The organism is Stutzerimonas tarimensis (assembly GCF_042648805.1).
Classification (GTDB): Bacteria; Pseudomonadota; Gammaproteobacteria; order Pseudomonadales; family Pseudomonadaceae; genus Azomonas; species Azomonas tarimensis.
Genome location: NZ_JBHRXZ010000016.1, coordinates 248134 through 267618 on the forward strand (window position 1 = coordinate 248134; position 19485 = coordinate 267618).

Genomic DNA, 19485 nt, shown 5'->3' on the forward strand with positions numbered 1-19485 from the left:
TCGCATCACAACGCAGCGGGGAATAGAATCGCACCTTTTCGGAAGCTCCCTCGGATGAAACTCGTTTCCTTCAACATCAATGGGTTACGCGCAAGACCTCACCAGCTCGAGGCGATCATCGAGCGCCATCAGCCCGACATCATCGGCCTTCAGGAAACCAAGGTGGCCGATGATCAGTTTCCACAGCAGGCAATCGAAGCACTGGGCTATCACGTTCACTACCACGGACAGAAAGGGCATTACGGCGTCGCCCTGCTCTCTCGGCAACCGCCCCTGGAGATCCACAAGGGCTTCCCCGATGATGGAGAAGAATCGCAGAAGCGCTTTATCTGGGGCCGTTATGCCGAAGCCGACGGACGCCCGATCACGGTCATGAACGGCTATTTTCCCCAAGGTGAGAGTCGCGCGCATCCTCTCAAGTTTCCGGCCAAGACGCGCTTTTACGCCGACCTGCAGCGGTTGCTGGAAACCCGCTTCAGCCCGGACGATGCCCTCGCGGTGATGGGCGACTTCAATATCTCCCCGGAAGATTGCGATATCGGTATCGGCGAGGCGAATGCCAAGCGCTGGTTGCGTACCGGTAAATGCAGCTTCCTGCCCGAAGAGCGGGAGTGGCTGGAAAAGATCAAGGCCTGGGGCCTGATCGACAGCTTCCGCTCGGCCTTTCCAGAGGTGAACGACCGCTTCAGCTGGTTCGACTATCGCAGCCGCGGCTTCGAGGACGAGCCCCGGCGCGGGCTACGCATCGACCTCATCATGACCACCGCCCCGCTGCGCCAGCGACTGAAGGAGACGGGGGTCGACTACGACATCCGCAGCATGGAAAAGCCTTCCGATCACTGCCCGGTCTGGGTCGACTTCGCCTGATAGCCCGCATACCGCCTCCCTGGCCCACTTGCAAGCGGGCCAGGGGGGCGGGCCCGCCGCTCTAGCACACGGGCCGGAGCATCATGCACAGTTTCACACCCTCCTCCATTAGCTAAACAGCCAATCGAATCGCTGCTCGCCATGATGTCAATCTGATAGCGAACATGATCGAAGGCTGCGTGCAAGGGCGGGTTAAATCTTTCTCGCCGGCGGCCGACACCCTTCACACGGGGTCCACGATTCAGACAACCAGGGCTACTCGGCCGCCCCAACCGCAGACGACGGGATAGATCACCATGAACATGCTCCGCAATTTTCCGATCAGCAGACGCCTGTGGTTCGTCCAGTTGCTCGCCCTGCTGATGCTGCTCGCACTCGGCTGGCTGGTGGCGCTGCAGGTGCACGACTCGCTCTATCAGGGCAAGGCGGAGAAGACGCGCCACGTGGTGGAGACCGCCATGGGCCTCGCCCAGCACTATCACCGATTGGAAACGAGCGGCCAGCTGAGCCCCAGCGAGGCCAGACGCCTGGCCATGCAGCAGATCGGGTCGCTGCGCTACGGTGGAGACGAGTACTTCTGGATCAACGACCTTTCCCCGCGAATGGTCATGCACCCGATGCGGCCCGAGCTGGACGGACAGGACCTGAGCGGCATGGCCGACCCCAACGGCAAGGCGCTGTTCGTGGAAATGGTCGCCGTGGTGAAGCGCAACGGCGCGGGCGCGGTGGACTATCACTGGAGCAAACCGGGCAGCAGTCAACCGGTACCCAAGGTGTCCTATGTCCAGCTGTTCGAACCCTGGGGCTGGGTGGTCGGCTCGGGCGTCTACGTTGACGATGTGAATGAGGAATTCGCCGCCTTCATGACCAAACTGGTCGTAGTGGGTGTGGTGCTCTTTCTCATAGCGGCAAGCATCATGGCGGTGGTGATCAACAGCATTACCCGCCCGCTGCGCAGCACCACGGCGGCAATGGCCAATATCGCCAGCGGCGACGCCGACCTGACTCGCACGCTGGACACCACGGGGCAGGATGAGCTCGCCGCCCTCGGCCGTCACTTCAACGGCTTCTGCGAGAAGCTTCGGGACCTCATGCGGCAGTTACAGGTTTCGGCCAGCACCCTGGATAGCTCCTCGCAATCGCTGTCATCGCTTTCCGAGCAGACCTACCAACAGAGCCAGCAGCAGGCACAGCAGATCGAACTGGTCGCCACGGCGATCAACGAAGTCACCTACTCGGTGCAGGAAGTCGCCAAGAACGCGGAACAGGCTTCGGCCGAGGTGGGTGGCGCGGAGAAGCAGGCCAACCAGGGCCAGCGCAATATCGAGACCAGCCTGAAACAGATCGACGAGCTCAGCTCGACCATTACCCAGGCCGTCGAAGTCATGCGCTCCCTGGCCGACCAGAGCACGCAGATCGGTACAGTCATCGAAGTCATCGGTTCGATTGCCGAACAAACCAACCTGCTTGCGCTGAACGCCGCCATCGAAGCAGCCCGAGCCGGGGAGCAGGGTCGCGGTTTCGCCGTGGTGGCCGACGAGGTACGCCTGCTGGCGCAACGTACCCAGCAGTCCACTGCCGAGATCAAGACCATGATCGAACGACTGCAGCAGAACTCCGGCGCGGCGGTGAACGTGATCCAGGAAAGCAACCGGGCCATGCAATCGACCCTCGAACAGGCCAGCCAGGCCGGCGAAAGCCTGGTGATGATCGCCAACGCGACGCGCAATCTCTCCGGCGTCAACGCGTCGATCGCCAGCGCCACCCTGCAGCAGTCCCATGTGGTCGAGGACATCAATCAGAATGTCACGCTGGCAGCCAACCTGGCCCAGCAAAGCACCACGGCAGCCGAGCATTCCAACCAGGCCAGTCGCCAGCTCGGCGAACTGTCGCGCGAACTGAGCAGGCTACTGCGCCAGTTCAACATCTGAGGCACTCATCAGCCCGGCACTCGCCGGGCTGACTGCCCCAGTCGCCTCTGGCAAGGGCGCCAGCCCGCCTGTTTTTCTCCCCCTCGACTCGTCTTTCCCGCCTGCAAGCCGTCCCGCGTCGCCCTGCGCGCACCGCAAGCGCCTAAAAAGCTGTGAATTTGTGTCGCCGGCGATCCAACCGCGTATTCCACGGTCCTACGCAACATTGGACGAGGAGAACAACACTATGAAAGGCGCCCAAGCCTACGTAAACGAACAATGGCAGGCCTCCGGTCTCGCCAGCCTGCCCAAGGGGCCCGAGTGCCAGACCATCACGCTGCATTTCTTCATCAAGCGCGATGCACAGAATCCAGCGCTGATCAACCAGATCTGCGAGGTGGCGCAGCAGCACCTGTGCGAAACCTATCAAGGCCGCCAGGTTACCCACGAGCCCATTACCGGAGACGTGGTGGGCGACGGCACGGGCGAGGGTATCAACCTCGTCTTTCATGTCGGTTCGGTGGAATGACGCCTCGCCTGCCGTTTCCAGCAGACACGCCCGCATAACGCCTTTTCTCCCCCAACGCCCTTCAGGAGCGCGATGATGATCGGTGACTACGCTTCCATCCTTGACCACCTTGAGACTGCACGCAAACACGCCGACCAGGCCGAAACCGAGGGCAAGCACGAACTCTATCGAGAATCGATCGATGAGCTGGTCGCTGCCATCAAGCTGCTGATGCGAAATACCCAGGAAAGCGAAGGCTAGGGCCTAGACAGCGACTCTGGACGCCTGAGGGCTGCCAGGCCAACGGCCCGCCAGGCTCGCAGGGATGCGAAGTTGGCTTTTTTCAGGCACAAAGAAAATCACCCCCGGATACCTGCGTATCCGGGGGTGATTGATTTGGTTGCGGGAGCCGGATTTGAACCGACGACCTTCGGGTTATGAGCCCGACGAGCTACCAGACTGCTCCATCCCGCGTCTGTGTGGTGCGCATTCTACAGACTGAGCCAGGGGTGTCAACAGGAGTTTGGAAGAAAATCCCACTTGCCTCAGATATTTAGTGAAACGACCTGAGTTCTTGGTCAGCTACAGGAGAGATCAGCGTCTCTCCCTGCCTAAGTTTCGAGATCGCCAGACAGAGGAAAAACGATGCATATCCGAATCGCAAGCGCAACGGCCCTGGTAGCCGTACTGGCCGCGTCCCAGTCTTGGGCCAACCCACCCGTGCAGCATGCCCCTGCGCCGGACCGCGGCGCAGCAGGTAGCGGCTCGATGGGCATTGGCGAAGGCATCCACCACGGCAATCAACCCACCGCTGGTGAAACAGGCGAGACCCGTGATGTCGAGCTGCCGCCGCGCCATCCCAACCTGCGCGATGACAACGGCGGTGACGGCCACGGAGACCACGACACCGATATGGAGCACCGACGGCGTAACTGACCGGCAAGGCGCCGAGGCGTACAATGCCGCGCCTTCAATCGCCCGAGAGCTCACATGCAGATTGCCCTTGCACCCATGGAAGGGTTGGTGGACGACATTCTCCGCGACGTGCTGACGCGAACGACCGGTATCGACTGGTGTGTCAGCGAATTCATTCGGGTCAGCGATCGTCTGCTCTGCGCCTCCCATTTCCACCAGCTCGCGCCCGAGCTTCAGCACGGCGCCCGGACACGAGCGGGCACGCCGATGCGGGTCCAACTGCTGGGCTCGGACCCGGCCTGCCTGGCCGACAATGCCGCCCTCGCCTGCCAGTTGGGCGCGCCGGTGATCGACCTGAACTTTGGCTGTCCGGCCAAGACGGTGAACAAGTCGCGCGGCGGTGCCGTATTGCTCAATGAGCCGGATCTGCTACATGCCATTGTCAGCGAAGTGCGCCAGGCGGTGCCGCCATCGATCCCGGTAACCGCGAAGATGCGGCTGGGTTATGCGCTGCCCGATGGCGCACTGGATTGCGCCCATGCCCTCGTCGATGGCGGCGCCGCACAGCTGGTGGTGCATGCCCGTACCCGCGCAGAGGGCTACAAACCGCCCGCGCACTGGGAATGGGTGGCGCGGGTCCAGGACGTGGTCGCCGTGCCGGTATTCGCCAACGGCGACGTCTGGAGTCTCGAGGACTGGTATCGCTGCCGGGAAGTCAGTGGCGTCGCCGACGTGATGCTCGGCCGCGGACTGGTATCGCGACCCGACCTGGCTCGGCAGATCGCGGCGGCGCGTGACGGCTGCCCGGTAACGCCGTTCTGCTGGACAGACATCCTGCCTATGCTGGCGGACTTCTGGCAGTTATCCAGGCGCAAGCTATCGCCTCGCTACGCGCCGGGTCGCCTGAAGCAGTGGCTCGCCATGCTGACCCGCAGCTATCCCGAAGCCGCCGTACTCTTTGCCGAGATTCGCCGGGAAAACGATTGCGCCCGCCTCGATGCGCTGTTGCTCCCAGGGGAGCGCGCGCCGGGGGTGATGGCCGCTGCCCTGCCGGGCTGACCCGGTTTCCGAGGCACGTTCGACATGCCCATAGTCGGAACTGAACTGCCCAGCCCCTGTCCCCCAGCGCCCCGCTTGCCCGCAAGCGGGGCCTTCGCCGCCCGCACTGAGAGCAAAACTGCAATCTTTCCGCACTAGGCTCGGCCTTTGATGTCAAAGGGCTGGCGCAATTCAGGCCCGGCTGCAATAGCAGGGCATCAGGAATGCCAGTGTCCATGACGAGGAACGCCGTGCGAGCCCCAACTACAAAGAAAACCTTGATTGCAACAACCCTGCTGTGTCTCCTTTTGATCTTGCTCTCCCATCGATTCGGCTACGACGCCCGCCTTTACTACTGGTTTCAGATGAACCAGCACGCCGAGGGCTGGCAGGGCCGTTCGGTCTGGTTGCCCGACTACCGGGTAGATATAGAGGCCAGGCCCGTCGATGGCATCGGCGACAACTTGTCGGGGCTGGCCTACGATCCACACAGAGGCCACCTCTGGTCCGTGGTAAACGCCCCGACCGTGCTGATCGCACTGACCCTGAGTGGCGATGTGATCGCCCGCTATCCGCTGGAAGGCTTCAAAGATGTGGAAGCCGTGGCCTACATGGGCCCGAATCAGCTGTTGGTGGTCGAGGAACGCCGTCAGACGCTGGTGGTGATCGACCTCCCCGAGGCCGAAGGTCCTCTGCAGCGCGACGGTTATCCGTTTCTGACGCTCGAGCTCTTTTCCCCTGACAACAACGAATTCGAGGGCGCGACCTATGACCCCGTACGCGACCGCCTGTACCTCGCCAAGGAGCGCAAACCGCTGCGTCTCTACGAGATCGACGGCCTGCAGCGGAGCCTTGGCAGCAACCTGGCCCTGTCGATCCGGGACATCACCGCCTCGCTCGGACGAAGGGTGTTTGCCACGGACCTCTCCTCGGTAGCCTTCGAACCCCATAGAGGGCATCTGATCCTGCTCAGCGACGAGTCCAAGCTGATGATAGAACTCAGCGAGGAAGGCGAATTCGTCAGTTTCGCCTCCCTTGCCCGGGGCTTTTCCGGTCTCAGCCGAGGCATACCCCAAGCCGAGGGGGTCGCGATGGACCATGAGGGGCATCTCTACATCGTCAGCGAACCAAACCTCTTCTATCGGTTCGAGAAGCGCTCTGAAGTGCCTTCCGGCTAAACGAACGCCAGGTCCGATGCAATTCAAGGATATGAACGAGCGCTCAGCCTAGGCTCTGTACGAAAAGTGCCTGCGCTCGGTCATGCTGCGTTGAAAAGCGGCTCGGAATGCTCATTTACGACTAGTAAACTCCGCTTCCTTGCCGCTTTTCGCCTTGCTTGACCTTCGCTCGGCTGACTTTTCGTACAGGCCCTAGGCCAGACAGGTCACTTGCCATCGGCCGGGTTGAGCAGTTCCTTGACCGTTGCCATCAGGATTTCCATGGAGAAAGGCTTGGTCATGACATGCATGCCCTTTTCCAGGTCACCGTCGCCGAGTACCGCATGCTCGGCGTAACCCGTGACGAACAGCACCTTGAGCCCCGGGCGGATATACCTTGCCGCATCGGCCAGTTGACGGCCGTTCATGCCACCGGGCAAACCCACGTCGGAAATGAGCAGGTCGATCGAAGTCAGAGATTCGAGAATCGCCAGCCCATCGGCACCATCCCCCGCCTCGAGCGCGTGGTATCCCAGCTCGCTGAGCACATCGACTATCAGCATCCTCACCATGGGCTCGTCATCCACCACCAGCACCGTCTGCCCATCGGGCGCACGCGGCAGATTGACCGTGCGGCCCTGAGCGGACTCCTCGTCGGGCGTGTCCAGCGAGCGCGGCAACAGCAGTCTGACTGTCGTGCCCATTCCAGGCGCGGATTCGATCAATGCCTGGCCACCCGATTGCTGGGCGAAGCCGTAGATCATGGAGAGACCGAGCCCGGTGCCCATGCCGATGGGCTTGGTGGTAAAAAAGGGATCGAAGGCGCGCGCCTGCACCTCGGCTGTCATGCCCGTTCCGTTGTCTGTAACCGACAGCACCACATAGTCGCCCGGCGTCGCCGCCCGATCGGCGGCGCTTTTTCCGTCCAGCGTCAGGTTGGCGGTGGCAATTGCAAGCTCGCCTCCGTCGGGCAAGGCATCCCGAGCGTTGATGCAAAGGTTAAGCAGGGCGCTTTCCAACTGGTTGCGATCGCAGCGCATGGACCAGAGATCGTCCTGCAATCGCGTCTGCACCCGGATCTCAGGACCTGCGGTACGCGCTATCAACTCGTACATGCCTTGCACCAGCCGGTTGACGTCGGTGGTCCGCGGGTCAAGAGTCTGCCGGCGAGAAAAAGCCAGCAAACGGTGAGTCAGTGCAGCAGCGCGATTGGCCGAGGACATTGCCGACTGCACATAGCGCTCGGCATCTTCCGGTCGATTCTGCCGCATGCGTCGCGTCACCAGCTCCAGGCTGCCACTGATGCCGGCGAGCAGGTTATTGAAGTCATGAGCCAGTCCGCCGGTGAGCTGGCCCACCGCCTCCATCTTCTGGCTCTGGCGCAGCTGGTCCTCGGCGCGATCCAGTGCAGCAATGCGTGCCTTCTCTTCGGACACGTCGCGAGCCGTGACGTAAAGGCACTTGCCACGCCGCACGGCATTCCAGGACAACCAGCGATAGCTCCCGTCCCGGTGACGATAACGGTTTTCAAAGGCCATCAGGATTCCGGCCTGCTCCAATGAGGCCACCGACTCCGCAGTTCGTGTCAGATCTTCAGGATGTACCCGGGCCATGAAAGGCTGGCCCGCCAATTCAGGGAGACGCCAGCCCAAGGCATCTTCCCAGGCCGGATTCAGCTTGATGAAAGCTCCATCCGCGGCGCAGGTGGCCAACAGATCGGGAGACATCGACCAGATCTGATCCCGCTCGCGCGTACGCTCGTCGACCCGCTGCTCCAGCGTCTCGGTGAGATCCTGCAGATGGCAGAAGCTTTTGCGCAGGGCCGCACAAACCGCCACGATCCCCGAACAGACCAAGAGGAAAAACGCCGCAGCCGCCCACTGCTCCGCGGTCAGATCCAGACTGAAACGCTCGCCCACGAACAGAATATTGGCCTCGAGGGCCGCCACGAAGGTGGCCAGCAGCCCGGCACGCAGCCCAAGTACGAAGCCGATGCCCATGAGCACCGGAATGAACATGAGATATGGCAGACCCATCACTGGCAGCAAGTCGCGCACCAGCGCCGATGCGCCGATGAGCAGGACCGCCCACAGATAACAGGCACCAGAAGAAAGCCGGTGGTGCAGCAGCCAGTTGGGCACTCGTGCCAGCAGCACGGGCGGACGGTGTTTCACGTTGACTAGACCCCGGATTCTGATGGTGAGGCGAGGATTGCCTGATCAGCGCCAAGGGTTTCCCGGCTGAGCTAATCCATAATGTCCCGAATTCTTGCCGCGAGCACATCCACGGCAAAGGGTTTGGTGATCATTTCCATGCCAGGCTGCATGAAGCCGCTGGCGATGGTGGCGTTTTTGGCGTAGCCGGTGATGAACAGGATTTTCAATTCGGGTCGCACCCGCCTGGCCTGCTCGGCCAGTTGCTGTCCGTTCATGCCGGGCAGCCCGAGGTCTGTCACCAGAAGATCGATACGGCTGTCTGATTCCAGCACCGCCAGGCCGGAAAGGCCGTCCGCGGCTTTCAGTGCATGATATCCGAGGTCGCTCAGGACCTCGACGACCAACTCGCGGACCACCGGTTCGTCTTCGACCACCAGTACGGTTTCGCCCACCTCGGCGTGGAGCAGCTGTGCCAGCGCATCGGGGGGCCCGTCCTGCTCGACGGTACCCCACGAGCGAGGGAGATAGAGCTTCACTGTGGTGCCCTGACCAAGCTCCGAATAAATCTGCGCATGCCCCTCGGACTGCTGGGCGAAACCGTAGATCATGGACAGACCCAGCCCGGTTCCCTGGCCGATCGCCTTGGTGGTGAAAAAGGGTTCAAAGGCCCGCTCGCGGATTTCCGGGGGCATGCCGCCCCCAGTGTCAGTGACGGCGATGCACACATACTGGCCCGGAGTCACCTGGCGATTGACTGCGGCATAGGCCTGATCGAGATGGGTATTGCAGGTCTCGATCGTCAATGTGCCACCGTCCGACATCGCATCCCGGGCATTGATGGCCAGGTTGAGCAAGGCACTTTCGAGCTGATGCGGGTCACACCGGGTGGGCCAGAGGCCACCCGCAGTAACCATCTCGATGCGAATGGTCTCTCCAAGCGTCCGCCTGACCAACTCCTCCATCGACAGCACCAGCCGGTTGACGTCCACCACCTTGGGATCGAGCGGCTGTCGCCTGGCAAAAGCCAATAGCCTGTGCGTGAGCGACGCCGCCCGATTCGCCGAATTCATCGCCGCCAGCGCGTAGCGACCCAGGCTCTCGACCCGACCTTGACCGATCCTCGTCTGCATCAGGTCCAGCGAGCCGATGATACCGGTCAGCAAGTTATTGAAGTCGTGCGCGATCCCCCCGGTGAGCTGGCCGATGGCATCCATCTTCTGCGCCTGGCGCAGCGCCTCCTCGGCCTGACGCAGGGCTTGTGCCTGCTCCTTCTCTGCGGTCACGTCACGGCCGACGGCATGGATCAGGCCCTGTTCGGGCACAGCGATCCACGAGAGCCAGCGGTAATCACCATGACGGGTACGATAGCGATTCTCGAAACGCAGGGTCGTGCGCCCATCCGCCAGCCCCTCGACCTCCCCCAGGGTCAACGGCAGGTCTTCCGGATGAACGAAGTCGAGCAAGGATCGCCCGATGAGGTCGCTTTCCCGCCACCCGAGATTATTCGTCCAGGCTGGGTTCACCGCGGTGATTTCGCCATTGAAACGCGCCAGCAGCATCATGTCGGTGGACAGCCGCCACATCCTGTCGCGGTCGGCGGTGCGCTCGGCCACCTGACGCTCGAGCGTCTCGTTGAGCTGGCGTAACGCGTTCTCCGCCTCGAGGCGCTTGATCACTGCCGCGGCGGTTCGCGCCAGGGCCTCAAGGGTCGACACCTCTTCGGAATCGGCTGTACGAGGATTGGACCAATAGGCGCCAACGGCCGCGATGGCCTGGTCTTCGGCCAGGACTGGCACCACGATCAGGCTGCGGGCCAGATTTGGCCGGCAAAGATCTTTGGTCAGGCGGGGCTCTTGCTCCACATCAGGGATGACGATGGTTTCACCCGCGGACATGGCCCAGTCGGCGACGCATTCGGCCAAGGCGAAAGAGCGTCCGCCGCAGGCGAACTGCGGGGCCATTTCCGGGGTGACATGGCACAGCTCCTGGCCGGGCAGTACCACCGAGACGCCATCGGCACCGGTAAGCCTGCGCGCCGCGCCCGCGACGATGCCAATCAGCTCCGACAGGTCACGTGCCAAGGGCGCGCCCTCGATCACCTCCGAGAGCAATTCGAGTCGCGCGGCTCGTTTGCGGGCCAGTTCCTCGGCCTGCTTGCGCTGGCGAATCTCGAACTGGGTGGAGCGAAACAGCTGGGCGTTGTCGATGGCCACCGCCGCCAGCCCGGCAAGGCCGAGCACGAGCTCTTCATGCTCGGCGTCGAACTGACCCGGCTGGCCGTGGCCGAACAGCAGGCCGCCATGGACTTCGCCGGATCGCGACACCACCGGCACCGCCAGGTAGCTGCGCACCGGCAGATGGCCGCGGGGCATTCCTTTATATGGCCCACTCTGGCCATAACGCTGATCAAGGGTGATGTCGTCGCTGCGGACGACCCGTTCACCGCGGAAGGTATCGCCGAATACTGCCGTGATACGCGGCATCGGCAGGTGAGCGAAAGCGTCCTTGGCGGCGCCGGAAAGGGAATACAGGCGGTACTGTTCACCCGCTTCGTCGGTCACGTTATAAAAGAAGGCACCAAACTGCGCCCCGGTGAGGGCCACGGCCGCATCGGTGGTTTCCTGAACCAGCCGCTCGAGATCCAGCTCAGCCGCCAGGCGGCCGCCGATCCGGTTGAGAATCTCCAGGCGCCGCGTCTTGCGTACCAGGGACTCCTGGGCGAGGCGGTGATGAGTGATCTCGGTGCTCATGCCAACCCACTCGCGTAACACACCCTCCTCGTCCAGCCGTGGCGAAGCATGGAAGGAATACAGTCCCCACGTCCCGTCAGCACGTCGCAGGTGGGCCTCGGCGAAATAGCGCTGCTGACTGTCCACCGCCTGGTGCCAGGCGCTCAACAGCGCATCCCGATCCTGCGGATCCACCGCATCGGCCCAGCCGTAACACTGGTATTCATCGAACCGCTGTCCGGTCAGCGCCGCCCAGCCAGGTTGCTCACCCATCAGCTCGCCTGCGGCATTGCAGTGCCAGACCACGCCGGGAAAGGCCTCGACCACAGCCCGCAGGCGCTGCTCGCTGGTATGGAGCGCCTGCCGCTCAAGGCGCTGGCGGGTACGGTCCCGGAGAATCTTCAGGAAGCCGACCGTATCGCCGCTCTCGCTCTTCAACGGCATCATCTGGCCCAGCGCCCAGAAATGGGTGCCGTCGTGGCGCAGATGCCAGTCCTCATCTGCGGCCTTGCCCACCGTCAGTGCTTCCTCCTGCTCCTTGCGGAGACGGTTCTCGGCGCGCTGCTGGGGGGTGTAGATCAGGTCGGCCGGCTGGCCGATCACCGCCTCGGCAGGCCAGCCAAGTACCTTTTCAGCGCCAAGGCTCCAGGAGGTGATGACGCCCTTGAGGTCCATGGTGAGTATTGCGTAATCGACCGCACTCTCGAGGATGGCTTCAAGCAGCACGGCAGGCGGATGAGACTGGGACGGGGCGTCGCTAGGTAACGGCATGAGGGATCGAATCCAGTAAACCTGAGATAAACGCTAGGTGGTTAGAAGGCCGATCACGCGTTTTGCTCCACCGCAAGATCGATTCCACCCCTCGGTGCCCGCACAGCCGCCCGGGCGGAGCCGGCGACAGGGTGATCAGGCACCAAAGCAGTGCACAAGGTCGGTTCCTGTGGCAACAGGTTATTGATTTTCCGAGCGAGTTGCTAGGGAATGAAGCTTGCTTGCCTCCAAGGTGCAGCACCAGGGCTGCTCAGCCAACGCCCTATCCGGGTATGGCCCGTTCCGGAGATATAAAATGTCGACAGAACCCGTAACCCTGATGGTCGCGCGCCGTGTGCGAAAAGGCTGTTATCGCGATTTCCTGGCCTGGCTTGAAGAAGGCAAGCAGCTGGCCAGTGATTTTCCCGGTTACCTGGGTTCAGGCGTGCTCGCGCCTCCTGAAGGAGACGACGAGTTCCAGATCATTTGCCGCTTCGCCGATGAAGCTTCCTTGGCTGCCTGGAAAGGCTCAGCCTCTCGCCACGCCTGGCTCAAGCGCGGCGGCCACCTGTTCGCGCACCCGCACGAGCACCGCGCCAAAGGGCTGGATCACTGGTTCGCACCGGGGGTCCGTCCGCCTCGCTGGAAACAGAGCGTCGCCATCTGGGTGGCATTCTTTCCGGTATCGCTGGCGTTCCAACTGGTCTCAGGCGATGCCCTCAACCAACTCCCCCTTCTACCGGCAGTGCTCGTGAGTACACTGGTTCTCACGCCTTTGATGACCTATGTGTTTATCCCGCTTTCAACCCGTCTGTTGGGAGGATGGCTGCAGGTGGATCGGCATGCCGAATCTCCATCCACGCATACGTTGAGGCGCTGATAGCGCCTCGAACGCCGCATCGATAAGAATTAATGCCTACCTGACAAGCCCGACTCGATAAAGTTCCCATGCTTTTGTATTAAAATAATAACCAAATTTCATAAGATCCCTGTTTATTCGCCTCTGCAAAGCAGCATGTGAGTTATCGAACAAAAATCATCACCACCCCGCTTGACAGGTAATTGGCCATCCCTGATATATATATCTCAAAGCGAAGCCGCATCAGGACAATGCGGCATTACCGAGCAAGGCACTCGGACATATAAGATAACGATTAAACCTTCATAAACAGCATAATTAGCCCTGACTCGATTACCTAGCACGGTAGCGTTGCCGCCAGGTATTTCAAGCCGCCCACACCCCAGCTCATTTCCAATCACAGATGCCTAGCAGCGTCCTGGCGGTAGCATTACACAATATTTTCAAGCAGGCTTTAAAGTTCTTAGAAATCTTTAATTTACATGAATTTCCGTGCCTCTAGAGGATTAACCTCAAGCTCGAAAAAATGCTCAGCGCTTACCGCTCATAATGAAAAAACAAAAACCAGACATATTAGTACAGGTATAAGTTAATACCTGAACAGGACTCGGAAGAGCACACGCGCATTGGAAGTAGCCACAACTCATCCTTTCATACTACATATCACGATTATCGTTCTCCAAATGCATTTCCACCGGCACTGCTTTACGCCACGACCGTGCTTATTCCGATAGGGACATCCGCATGATCAACGTGACCAAGACCTTCCTTGGCGACAAAGAGCAGTTCAAGCAGTATATCGATCGCATCTACGAGACCGGCTGGCTGACCAACCATGGTCCGTTGTCCGAGCAGCTGGAAGAACGGCTCAAGGCGTTTCTCGGCGTGCGCAACATCGTGTTGACGAGTAACGGCACCCTGGCGCTGCAGGTTGCCTATCAAGCCCTCGGGATCAAGGGCAGTGCCATCACTACCCCCTTCAGCTTCGTTGCCACCAGCAGTTCGCTGTACTGGGAAAAGATCAGGCCGATCTTCGCCGATATCGATCCCCATACCTGGAACCTCGACCCCGCACGCATCGAAGCCTGCATCGAGCCGGACACCACAGCGATCGTGGCCACCCATGTGTTCGGCAATCCCTGCGACGTGGAAGCTATCCAGGCAATCGCCGACCGACACGGGCTAAAGGTGATCTACGACGGTGCCCATGCCTTCGGTGTGCGCTACAAGGGCAGTTCGGTGCTTGGCCGGGGCGATGTCAGCACCCTGAGTTTTCACGCGACCAAGCTTTTTCACACCATCGAAGGCGGCGCGATCATCACCAGTGATGATGATCTCGCGGCGCGCCTCCGCCTGCTCTGCAATTTCGGCATCGCCGACACCGACCGCATCGACGGTCCGGGGATCAACTCGAAGCTCAACGAAGTGTCGGCGGCGATGGGCTTGTGCGTGCTCGACCACGTTCCGGAAATCTTTGCCGAGCGTGCCGAAATCGCCCAGCGCTACGAGATGGCCTTCGCCGGTCATCTGGACATGCAAAAGCCGCAGCCCTTCAGCGAGCGCAATTACAGCTATTTTCCGGTGGCACTGCGTGACGAGAGCCATCTGCTGAAGAGCCGCACCCGCCTCAACCAGCGTGAAATCAACCCGCGCCGCTATTTCTATCCCTCCCTCGACACGCTCGACTATCTGCAGCCGCAGCGCCCGCAGTGGCGGTCCCGTGCCTTGAGCCAGCGGGTGCTGTGCCTGCCGATCTACCCCGGCCTGCCCCGACGTGCGCAGGACCAAGTGGTAGATACCTTGCTGGCCGATCTCGATACAGAGCACGCCAGGCCATTCGCCTCTGTACGCGAGGTTGCCGATTTCGCGCTTGTGCCGGCCACGGAGCGGCCCTGAGCCATGCCCGATAGCAAACGCCTTTCCGTGCTGCGCAACACGGGCCTGAACTATCTCGGCCAGGCCTACGCCTTGCTGATCGGCATCCTCATCCTGCCGTTCTACCTCGGTCACCTGGGTGCCGAAGCCTACGGGCTGATCGGTTTTTTTGCGGTAATGCAGGCCTGGCTGCTGTTGCTCGATGCCGGGCTGTCTCCCTCCCTGGTACGCCAGGTCGCGCATTTGCGGGGCAGCGCTGCCGCCGGCAGGTTCGAGTCAGGCCGCCTGCTGCGCTCGTTCGAGCTCATCGTCCTGCCGGTGGCGCTGATCACCGCACTGGCCGTGTACCTGGCCAGTGGCTGGATCGCCGCACATTGGCTGCAAGCTCGCGAACTGGCTCCCGAGCGCATTGCCGACTGCGTGGCGCTGATGGGCGCAATGGTGGCCCTGCGGCTGTACGCGACCCTCTACAAAAGTGGTCTGCAAGGACTCGAATTGCATGGCTGGTTGAACCTGGCCAATGTCCTGATCGCCACCCTGCGCTACTTCGGCGGCCTGATACTGGTGGCCTGGGTCAGCCAGAACCCGGTCGACTTCTTTCTCTTCCATGTCGCTGTGGCGGGGCTCGAAACCCTGGCCTTCGCCGCCAAGGCCTACCGCGAGATGCCGCGGCCTCGTGCTTTCATCGGCTTCGACTGGCCTACAGTCAGACCCGTCCTGCCCTTTGCCGCCAGCATGTCGCTGACCACCGGCTTGTGGATCCTGTTGACCCAGGTGGACAAGACGGTGCTGTCGAACGTGCTGCTGCTGGAGGAGTACGGTTATTTTTCCCTGGTCGCGCTGATCTCCACCGGCCTGCTGACCCTGATCAATCCGCTGGTGCAGACGTTGCTCCCTCGACTGACCATGCTTACCGCGGAAGGCCGCATCACCGACATGAAGCGCCTCTACCTGAACGCCTCCCGGTTCGTCTGCAGCTTTCTGTTTCCGTTGGCGGCGGTCATCGCCTTTCATGCCGAGGATCTGATCTTCGCCTGGACCGGAGACGCGCAGGCCGCCGCCTGGAGCGCGCCGATCCTGTTCTGGTATGCGCTGGGCAGCGCGATCCTGGCCGTCAGCGGCTTTCAGTTCTATCTGCAGTACGCCCATGGCCAGTTGCGCCTGCATCTATGGTTCAGCCTGGTATCGACGGCCATCAGCGTGCCGCTGGTACTGTTCGCCGCTTTCGAATATGGCGCCTACGGGGCAGCGCTGAGCTGGTTCCTCCTGCGCCTGGTCACCTACCTGATCTGGCCTGCATTCATTCACCGTCGCTTCGCTCCCGGCATCCACGGCCCATGGGTCCTCGATCAGGTGCGCATCAGCCTCGTGACCCTGGTCGGGCTGCTGCTTGGCGAGCCGCTGTTCATGGCCATCACCGCCGAGGACCGCTTCCACATCCTGGCCGGTCTGGCCGCCAGCGGCCTGCTCTGCCTGACGCTCGTCGCGCTGAGCTCCCGGCCGCTCTATCTCAAGCTCTATCTCCTGATCAACAAGCCGAGCCTATGACCATGCAAGTGAAGACCGAGCAAGCGATCGTCGCCCGCTGGGAAGGCCGTCGCGAGCCCCTGCTGAGCATCATCTGCCTGGCCTACAACCACGCCGGGTTCATCCGCCAGACGCTGGACGGCTTCCTTGCCCAGGAGACCGATTTCCCCGTCGAGATCATCGTCCATGACGATGCCTCCACCGACCAGACCGCAGCGATCATTCGCGAGTACGAACAGCGCTACCCTTCGATCATCAAGCCGATCTACCAGCGCGAGAACCAGTACCGTCTCGGTGTGCCCTTCAGCACCCGCCTGTTCGCCCAGGCCCGGGGCCGCTACATCGCCTATTGCGAGGGCGACGACTACTGGATAGATCCGCGCAAACTGCAGATCCAGGTGGATTTTCTCGAGGCCCATCCCGACTACGTGATGACCTATCACGATGCTTTCATGTTCAACAGCAAGGGCGTCATCCAGTCCCCGCACCTGACGGGCAGGTACCGCGCCGACGCCACCGCGCTGGAACTGATGCAGGGTCGCCACGTCACCACCCTGACCACCTGCTTCCGCAACCTGATCCACGAACTGCCGCCAGAACTGATCGGCGTCGAGGTGCTGGATATCTGCTGGTGGTCGCTGCTGGGTGCCCACGGCAAGGGACGCTTCATCAAGGAGATCCGTCCGGCGGCCTATCGCATCCACGAGGGCGGCATCTTCTCCATGCGCTCGAGCAAGCAGCGTATCCGTATGTCCATGCACGCCTACTATTGTCTGGCCCGCTATTACCACCGGATCGGTAACCAGGCAGTGCACGACCATTTCATGGGCCTGGTGTTCAGCCACTCGCTGGCGCTCATGCCGGTATCGGGCAAGGTCCGCGCCATGCTCGCGGTAGGCCGCAATATCAGTCTCAACGTGCTGGGCCGGCTCAACCGCCTGCCCGCGCGCAACTGACTTCGGGAAAGGACAGGAAGGAATCCATGACGGTAATGACTCGCTCATCGCTGGAGTACAACGAGGACAGCCGGATCGATCTGGCGGGGATACTGCGTGCCGCCTTCGATCACAAGGTCCTGATCACCTCCATCACCCTGTTGTTCATGGCACTTGGCGTCGCTTACGCCTTGATGGCCACGCCCATCTACCGGGCCAGCGCGATGATCCAGATCGAGCCGAAAAAGAACGGACTTAACGGCGTACCGGAGACGGTCGCACGCGCCAGCTCGGTATCCCTGGCCACCGCCGAAATCGAACTGATCAAATCCCGCGCCGTGCTCGGCCAGACCGTGGAAAACCTCAAGCTGCACCTGGTGGCCGAACCACGCCACTTTCCACTGATCGGCGGCTGGCTGGCACGTATGCACGATCCGGCCGACGAGGGTGATCTCGCCGAGCCCCCGCTGGGGCTGTCGCGCTATGCCTGGGGTGGCGAGCGGCTGGAGGTGTTCCAGCTGGAAGTCCCGGATGATTTCCTCGGCGAACGGCTCACCCTGGTCGCCGGGCAAGACGGTGCCTTCGAAGTCTTCGACCAGCACGGCGATCTCATCCTGCAGGGCAGGCCACGCGAAGCGATCGAACGCAACGGCTTCAAGCTCCAGGTGGCTGATCTCAAGGCGCGCCCGGGCACCGAGTTCAGGTTGATCCGCGCGCGCCCACAGACCACTGCCCTCCTTTATCAGAAGCGTCTGAAGATCGGTGAGGCAGGCAAGGATTCGGGAGTGGTGCTGCTGGCCATCGAGGATCCCGACCCGCACCGGGCCAATGCCATCCTCGACGAGATCGGCCAGTTGTACGTGCGGCAGAACATTGAGCGTACCTCGGCCGAAGCTACCCAGCGGCTGGATTTCCTACGCTCCCAGGTGCCGGTGCTGCGCAAGGAGCTGGAAAAGGCCGAAGCCGCGCTGAATGCCTATCAGACCAGCGCCCGCTCGGTGGACATCAGCATCGAGACCAAGTCGGTACTCGACCAGATCGTCACCATCGAATCGTCGATTTCGGACCTGAACCTCAAGCGGGTCGAGTACGACCGTCTCTATACGCCGGAAAACCCGATCTACAAGACGCTGATGAAGCAGATCGGCGAACTCAATGCCCAGCGCGAGGCGCTGATGCGGCAGGTCGACACCCTGCCGATGACCCAGCAGGAGCTGCTGCGCCTCAAGCGCGACATGGAGGTCACTACCCAGACCTACACGCTGCTGCTGAACAAGGCTCAGGAGCAGGACATCATCCGTGCCGGCACCATCGGCAACGTGCGAATCATCGACCACGCCTATTCCATCATTGAAAAGCCGGCCAAGCCGATTCGCTCGCTGGTGGTGCTCATCGCCATGCTGCTTGGCGTGCTGGTTTCGGCGCTGGTGATACTGCTGCGCCAGGCGTTCTATCGCGGCATCGAGGCACCCGACGCCATCGAGAACCTCGGCCTGCCGGTGTACGCCGCGCTGCCGCTGTCGCGCCGCCAGGAGCGCCTGAACCGCAAGCGCAGCGCCGCACCGGGCCCGCGCCTGCTGGCCTTCGCCGAACCGGACGACCTTGCCGTCGAGTCCCTGCGCAGCCTGCGCACCAGCCTGAGGTTCGCCATGATCGAGGCGCGCAACAAGGTGGTGATGATCACCAGCCCGACGCCCGGAGTCGGCAAGTCGTTCGTTTCGGCCAACCTCGCCGCGGTGGTGGCCCAGGCCGGGCAGAAAGTGCTGCTGATCGACGGTGACATGCGCCGCGGGTATCTGCACGGCCTGCTCCAGCTCCCCAACGAAGCAGGCCTGTCCGACGCCCTTGCCGCCGGGCTGGAGCTGGCCGACGTCGTCCAGCATGGCCTGGAACCCAACCTGGATTTCATCGGTCGCGGCGGCCTGGCGCCCAACCCCTCGGAGCTGTTGATGCGCGAACACTTCACACGGCTGCTGCAGCAGGCCGACGACCGATACGACCTGATCATCATCGATACCCCGCCCGTGCTCGCCGTTACCGACGCCGTGGTAATCGCCCAGCAATCGGGTACCAGCCTGCTGGCGGCCCGCTTCGGGCGCAACTCGCCAAGCCAGATGGAGGCCGCACGCAACCGTCTGGCGCAAAACGGCGTAGTGGTCCGCGGCGCGGTTCTCAACGCGGTGAAGCGCAAGGCCTCCAATTCGGCCTACGACACCGGCGCCTACGGTTACTACAGCTATCCGAGCAAAGCCTGAGGTC

The 19485-nt window shown here is 61.9% G+C and carries 14 protein-coding genes and 1 tRNA gene; 12 read left to right on the forward strand and 3 right to left on the reverse strand.

Annotated elements, in window-relative coordinates; translation table 11 throughout:
• Positions 1-54 precede the first annotated feature (54 nt).
• From xthA to ACFOMF_RS06440, 4 genes are all read left to right on the forward strand, one after another.
• Positions 55-867 carry an exodeoxyribonuclease III gene (gene xthA / locus ACFOMF_RS06425; protein WP_386362493.1) on the forward strand — a complete coding sequence of 271 codons (813 nt, stop codon included), beginning with the start codon at positions 55-57 and terminating at the stop codon, positions 865-867.
• Positions 868-1163: 296 nt separating this feature from the next.
• Entirely contained in the window at positions 1164-2798 is a 1635-nt protein-coding gene (locus ACFOMF_RS06430; RefSeq protein ID WP_386362496.1) for a methyl-accepting chemotaxis protein, read from the forward strand.
• A gap of 226 nt (positions 2799-3024) precedes the next feature.
• The gene (locus ACFOMF_RS06435; protein WP_386362499.1) at positions 3025-3306 is read left to right on the forward strand and encodes a hypothetical protein; all 282 of its coding nucleotides are present in this window, start codon (positions 3025-3027) and stop codon (positions 3304-3306) included.
• Between the two features lie 75 nt (positions 3307-3381).
• Positions 3382-3546, forward strand: coding sequence for a hypothetical protein (locus ACFOMF_RS06440; RefSeq protein ID WP_386362502.1), 165 nt, complete (start codon positions 3382-3384; stop codon positions 3544-3546).
• Positions 3547-3682: 136 nt separating this feature from the next.
• Here the strand turns inward: ACFOMF_RS06440 and ACFOMF_RS06445 are convergent.
• Positions 3683-3759 (reverse strand) — tRNA-Met (locus ACFOMF_RS06445).
• A gap of 171 nt (positions 3760-3930) precedes the next feature.
• On the opposite strand from ACFOMF_RS06445, the gene ACFOMF_RS06450 reads away from it, so the two are divergent.
• The 3 genes from ACFOMF_RS06450 to ACFOMF_RS06460 all read left to right on the forward strand — a co-directional run bounded on the left by ACFOMF_RS06450 (position 3931) and on the right by ACFOMF_RS06460 (position 6416).
• The gene (locus ACFOMF_RS06450) at positions 3931-4221 is read left to right on the forward strand and encodes a hypothetical protein (protein ID WP_386362504.1); all 291 of its coding nucleotides are present in this window, start codon (positions 3931-3933) and stop codon (positions 4219-4221) included.
• 54 nt (positions 4222-4275) lie between these two features.
• Positions 4276-5259 (forward strand): tRNA dihydrouridine synthase, encoded by a 984-nt coding sequence (locus ACFOMF_RS06455; RefSeq protein WP_386362507.1) that lies wholly within the window; start codon positions 4276-4278, stop codon positions 5257-5259.
• A gap of 257 nt (positions 5260-5516) precedes the next feature.
• Complete coding sequence (locus ACFOMF_RS06460) at positions 5517-6416, forward strand: SdiA-regulated domain-containing protein (protein WP_386362510.1); 900 nt, start codon at positions 5517-5519, stop codon at positions 6414-6416.
• Positions 6417-6622: 206 nt separating this feature from the next.
• Here the strand turns inward: ACFOMF_RS06460 and ACFOMF_RS06465 are convergent, their stop codons facing one another.
• Complete coding sequence (locus ACFOMF_RS06465) at positions 6623-8569, reverse strand: ATP-binding protein (RefSeq protein ID WP_386362513.1); 1947 nt, start codon at positions 8567-8569, stop codon at positions 6623-6625.
• 71 nt (positions 8570-8640) lie between these two features.
• Complete coding sequence (locus ACFOMF_RS06470; protein WP_386362516.1) at positions 8641-12051, reverse strand: PAS domain S-box protein; 3411 nt, start codon at positions 12049-12051, stop codon at positions 8641-8643.
• 295 nt (positions 12052-12346) lie between these two features.
• Between ACFOMF_RS06470 and ACFOMF_RS06475 the strand changes: the two genes are divergently transcribed.
• The 5 genes from ACFOMF_RS06475 to ACFOMF_RS06495 all read left to right on the forward strand — a co-directional run bounded on the left by ACFOMF_RS06475 (position 12347) and on the right by ACFOMF_RS06495 (position 19481).
• The gene (locus ACFOMF_RS06475) at positions 12347-12910 is read left to right on the forward strand and encodes an antibiotic biosynthesis monooxygenase (protein ID WP_386362519.1); all 564 of its coding nucleotides are present in this window, start codon (positions 12347-12349) and stop codon (positions 12908-12910) included.
• Between the two features lie 723 nt (positions 12911-13633).
• Positions 13634-14785 (forward strand): DegT/DnrJ/EryC1/StrS family aminotransferase, encoded by a 1152-nt coding sequence (locus ACFOMF_RS06480; protein WP_386362522.1) that lies wholly within the window; start codon positions 13634-13636, stop codon positions 14783-14785.
• Positions 14786-14788: 3 nt separating this feature from the next.
• Positions 14789-16312, forward strand: coding sequence for a polysaccharide biosynthesis protein (locus ACFOMF_RS06485; RefSeq protein ID WP_386362525.1), 1524 nt, complete (start codon positions 14789-14791; stop codon positions 16310-16312).
• A 2-nt stretch (positions 16313-16314) separates the two neighbouring features.
• Positions 16315-17247: a glycosyltransferase gene (locus tag ACFOMF_RS06490; RefSeq protein ID WP_386362528.1), complete on the forward strand. Its 933-nt coding sequence runs from the start codon at positions 16315-16317 to the stop codon at positions 17245-17247.
• A 26-nt stretch (positions 17248-17273) separates the two neighbouring features.
• Complete coding sequence (locus ACFOMF_RS06495; RefSeq protein ID WP_386362530.1) at positions 17274-19481, forward strand: polysaccharide biosynthesis tyrosine autokinase; 2208 nt, start codon at positions 17274-17276, stop codon at positions 19479-19481.
• The last annotated feature ends 4 nt before the right edge of the window (positions 19482-19485 follow it).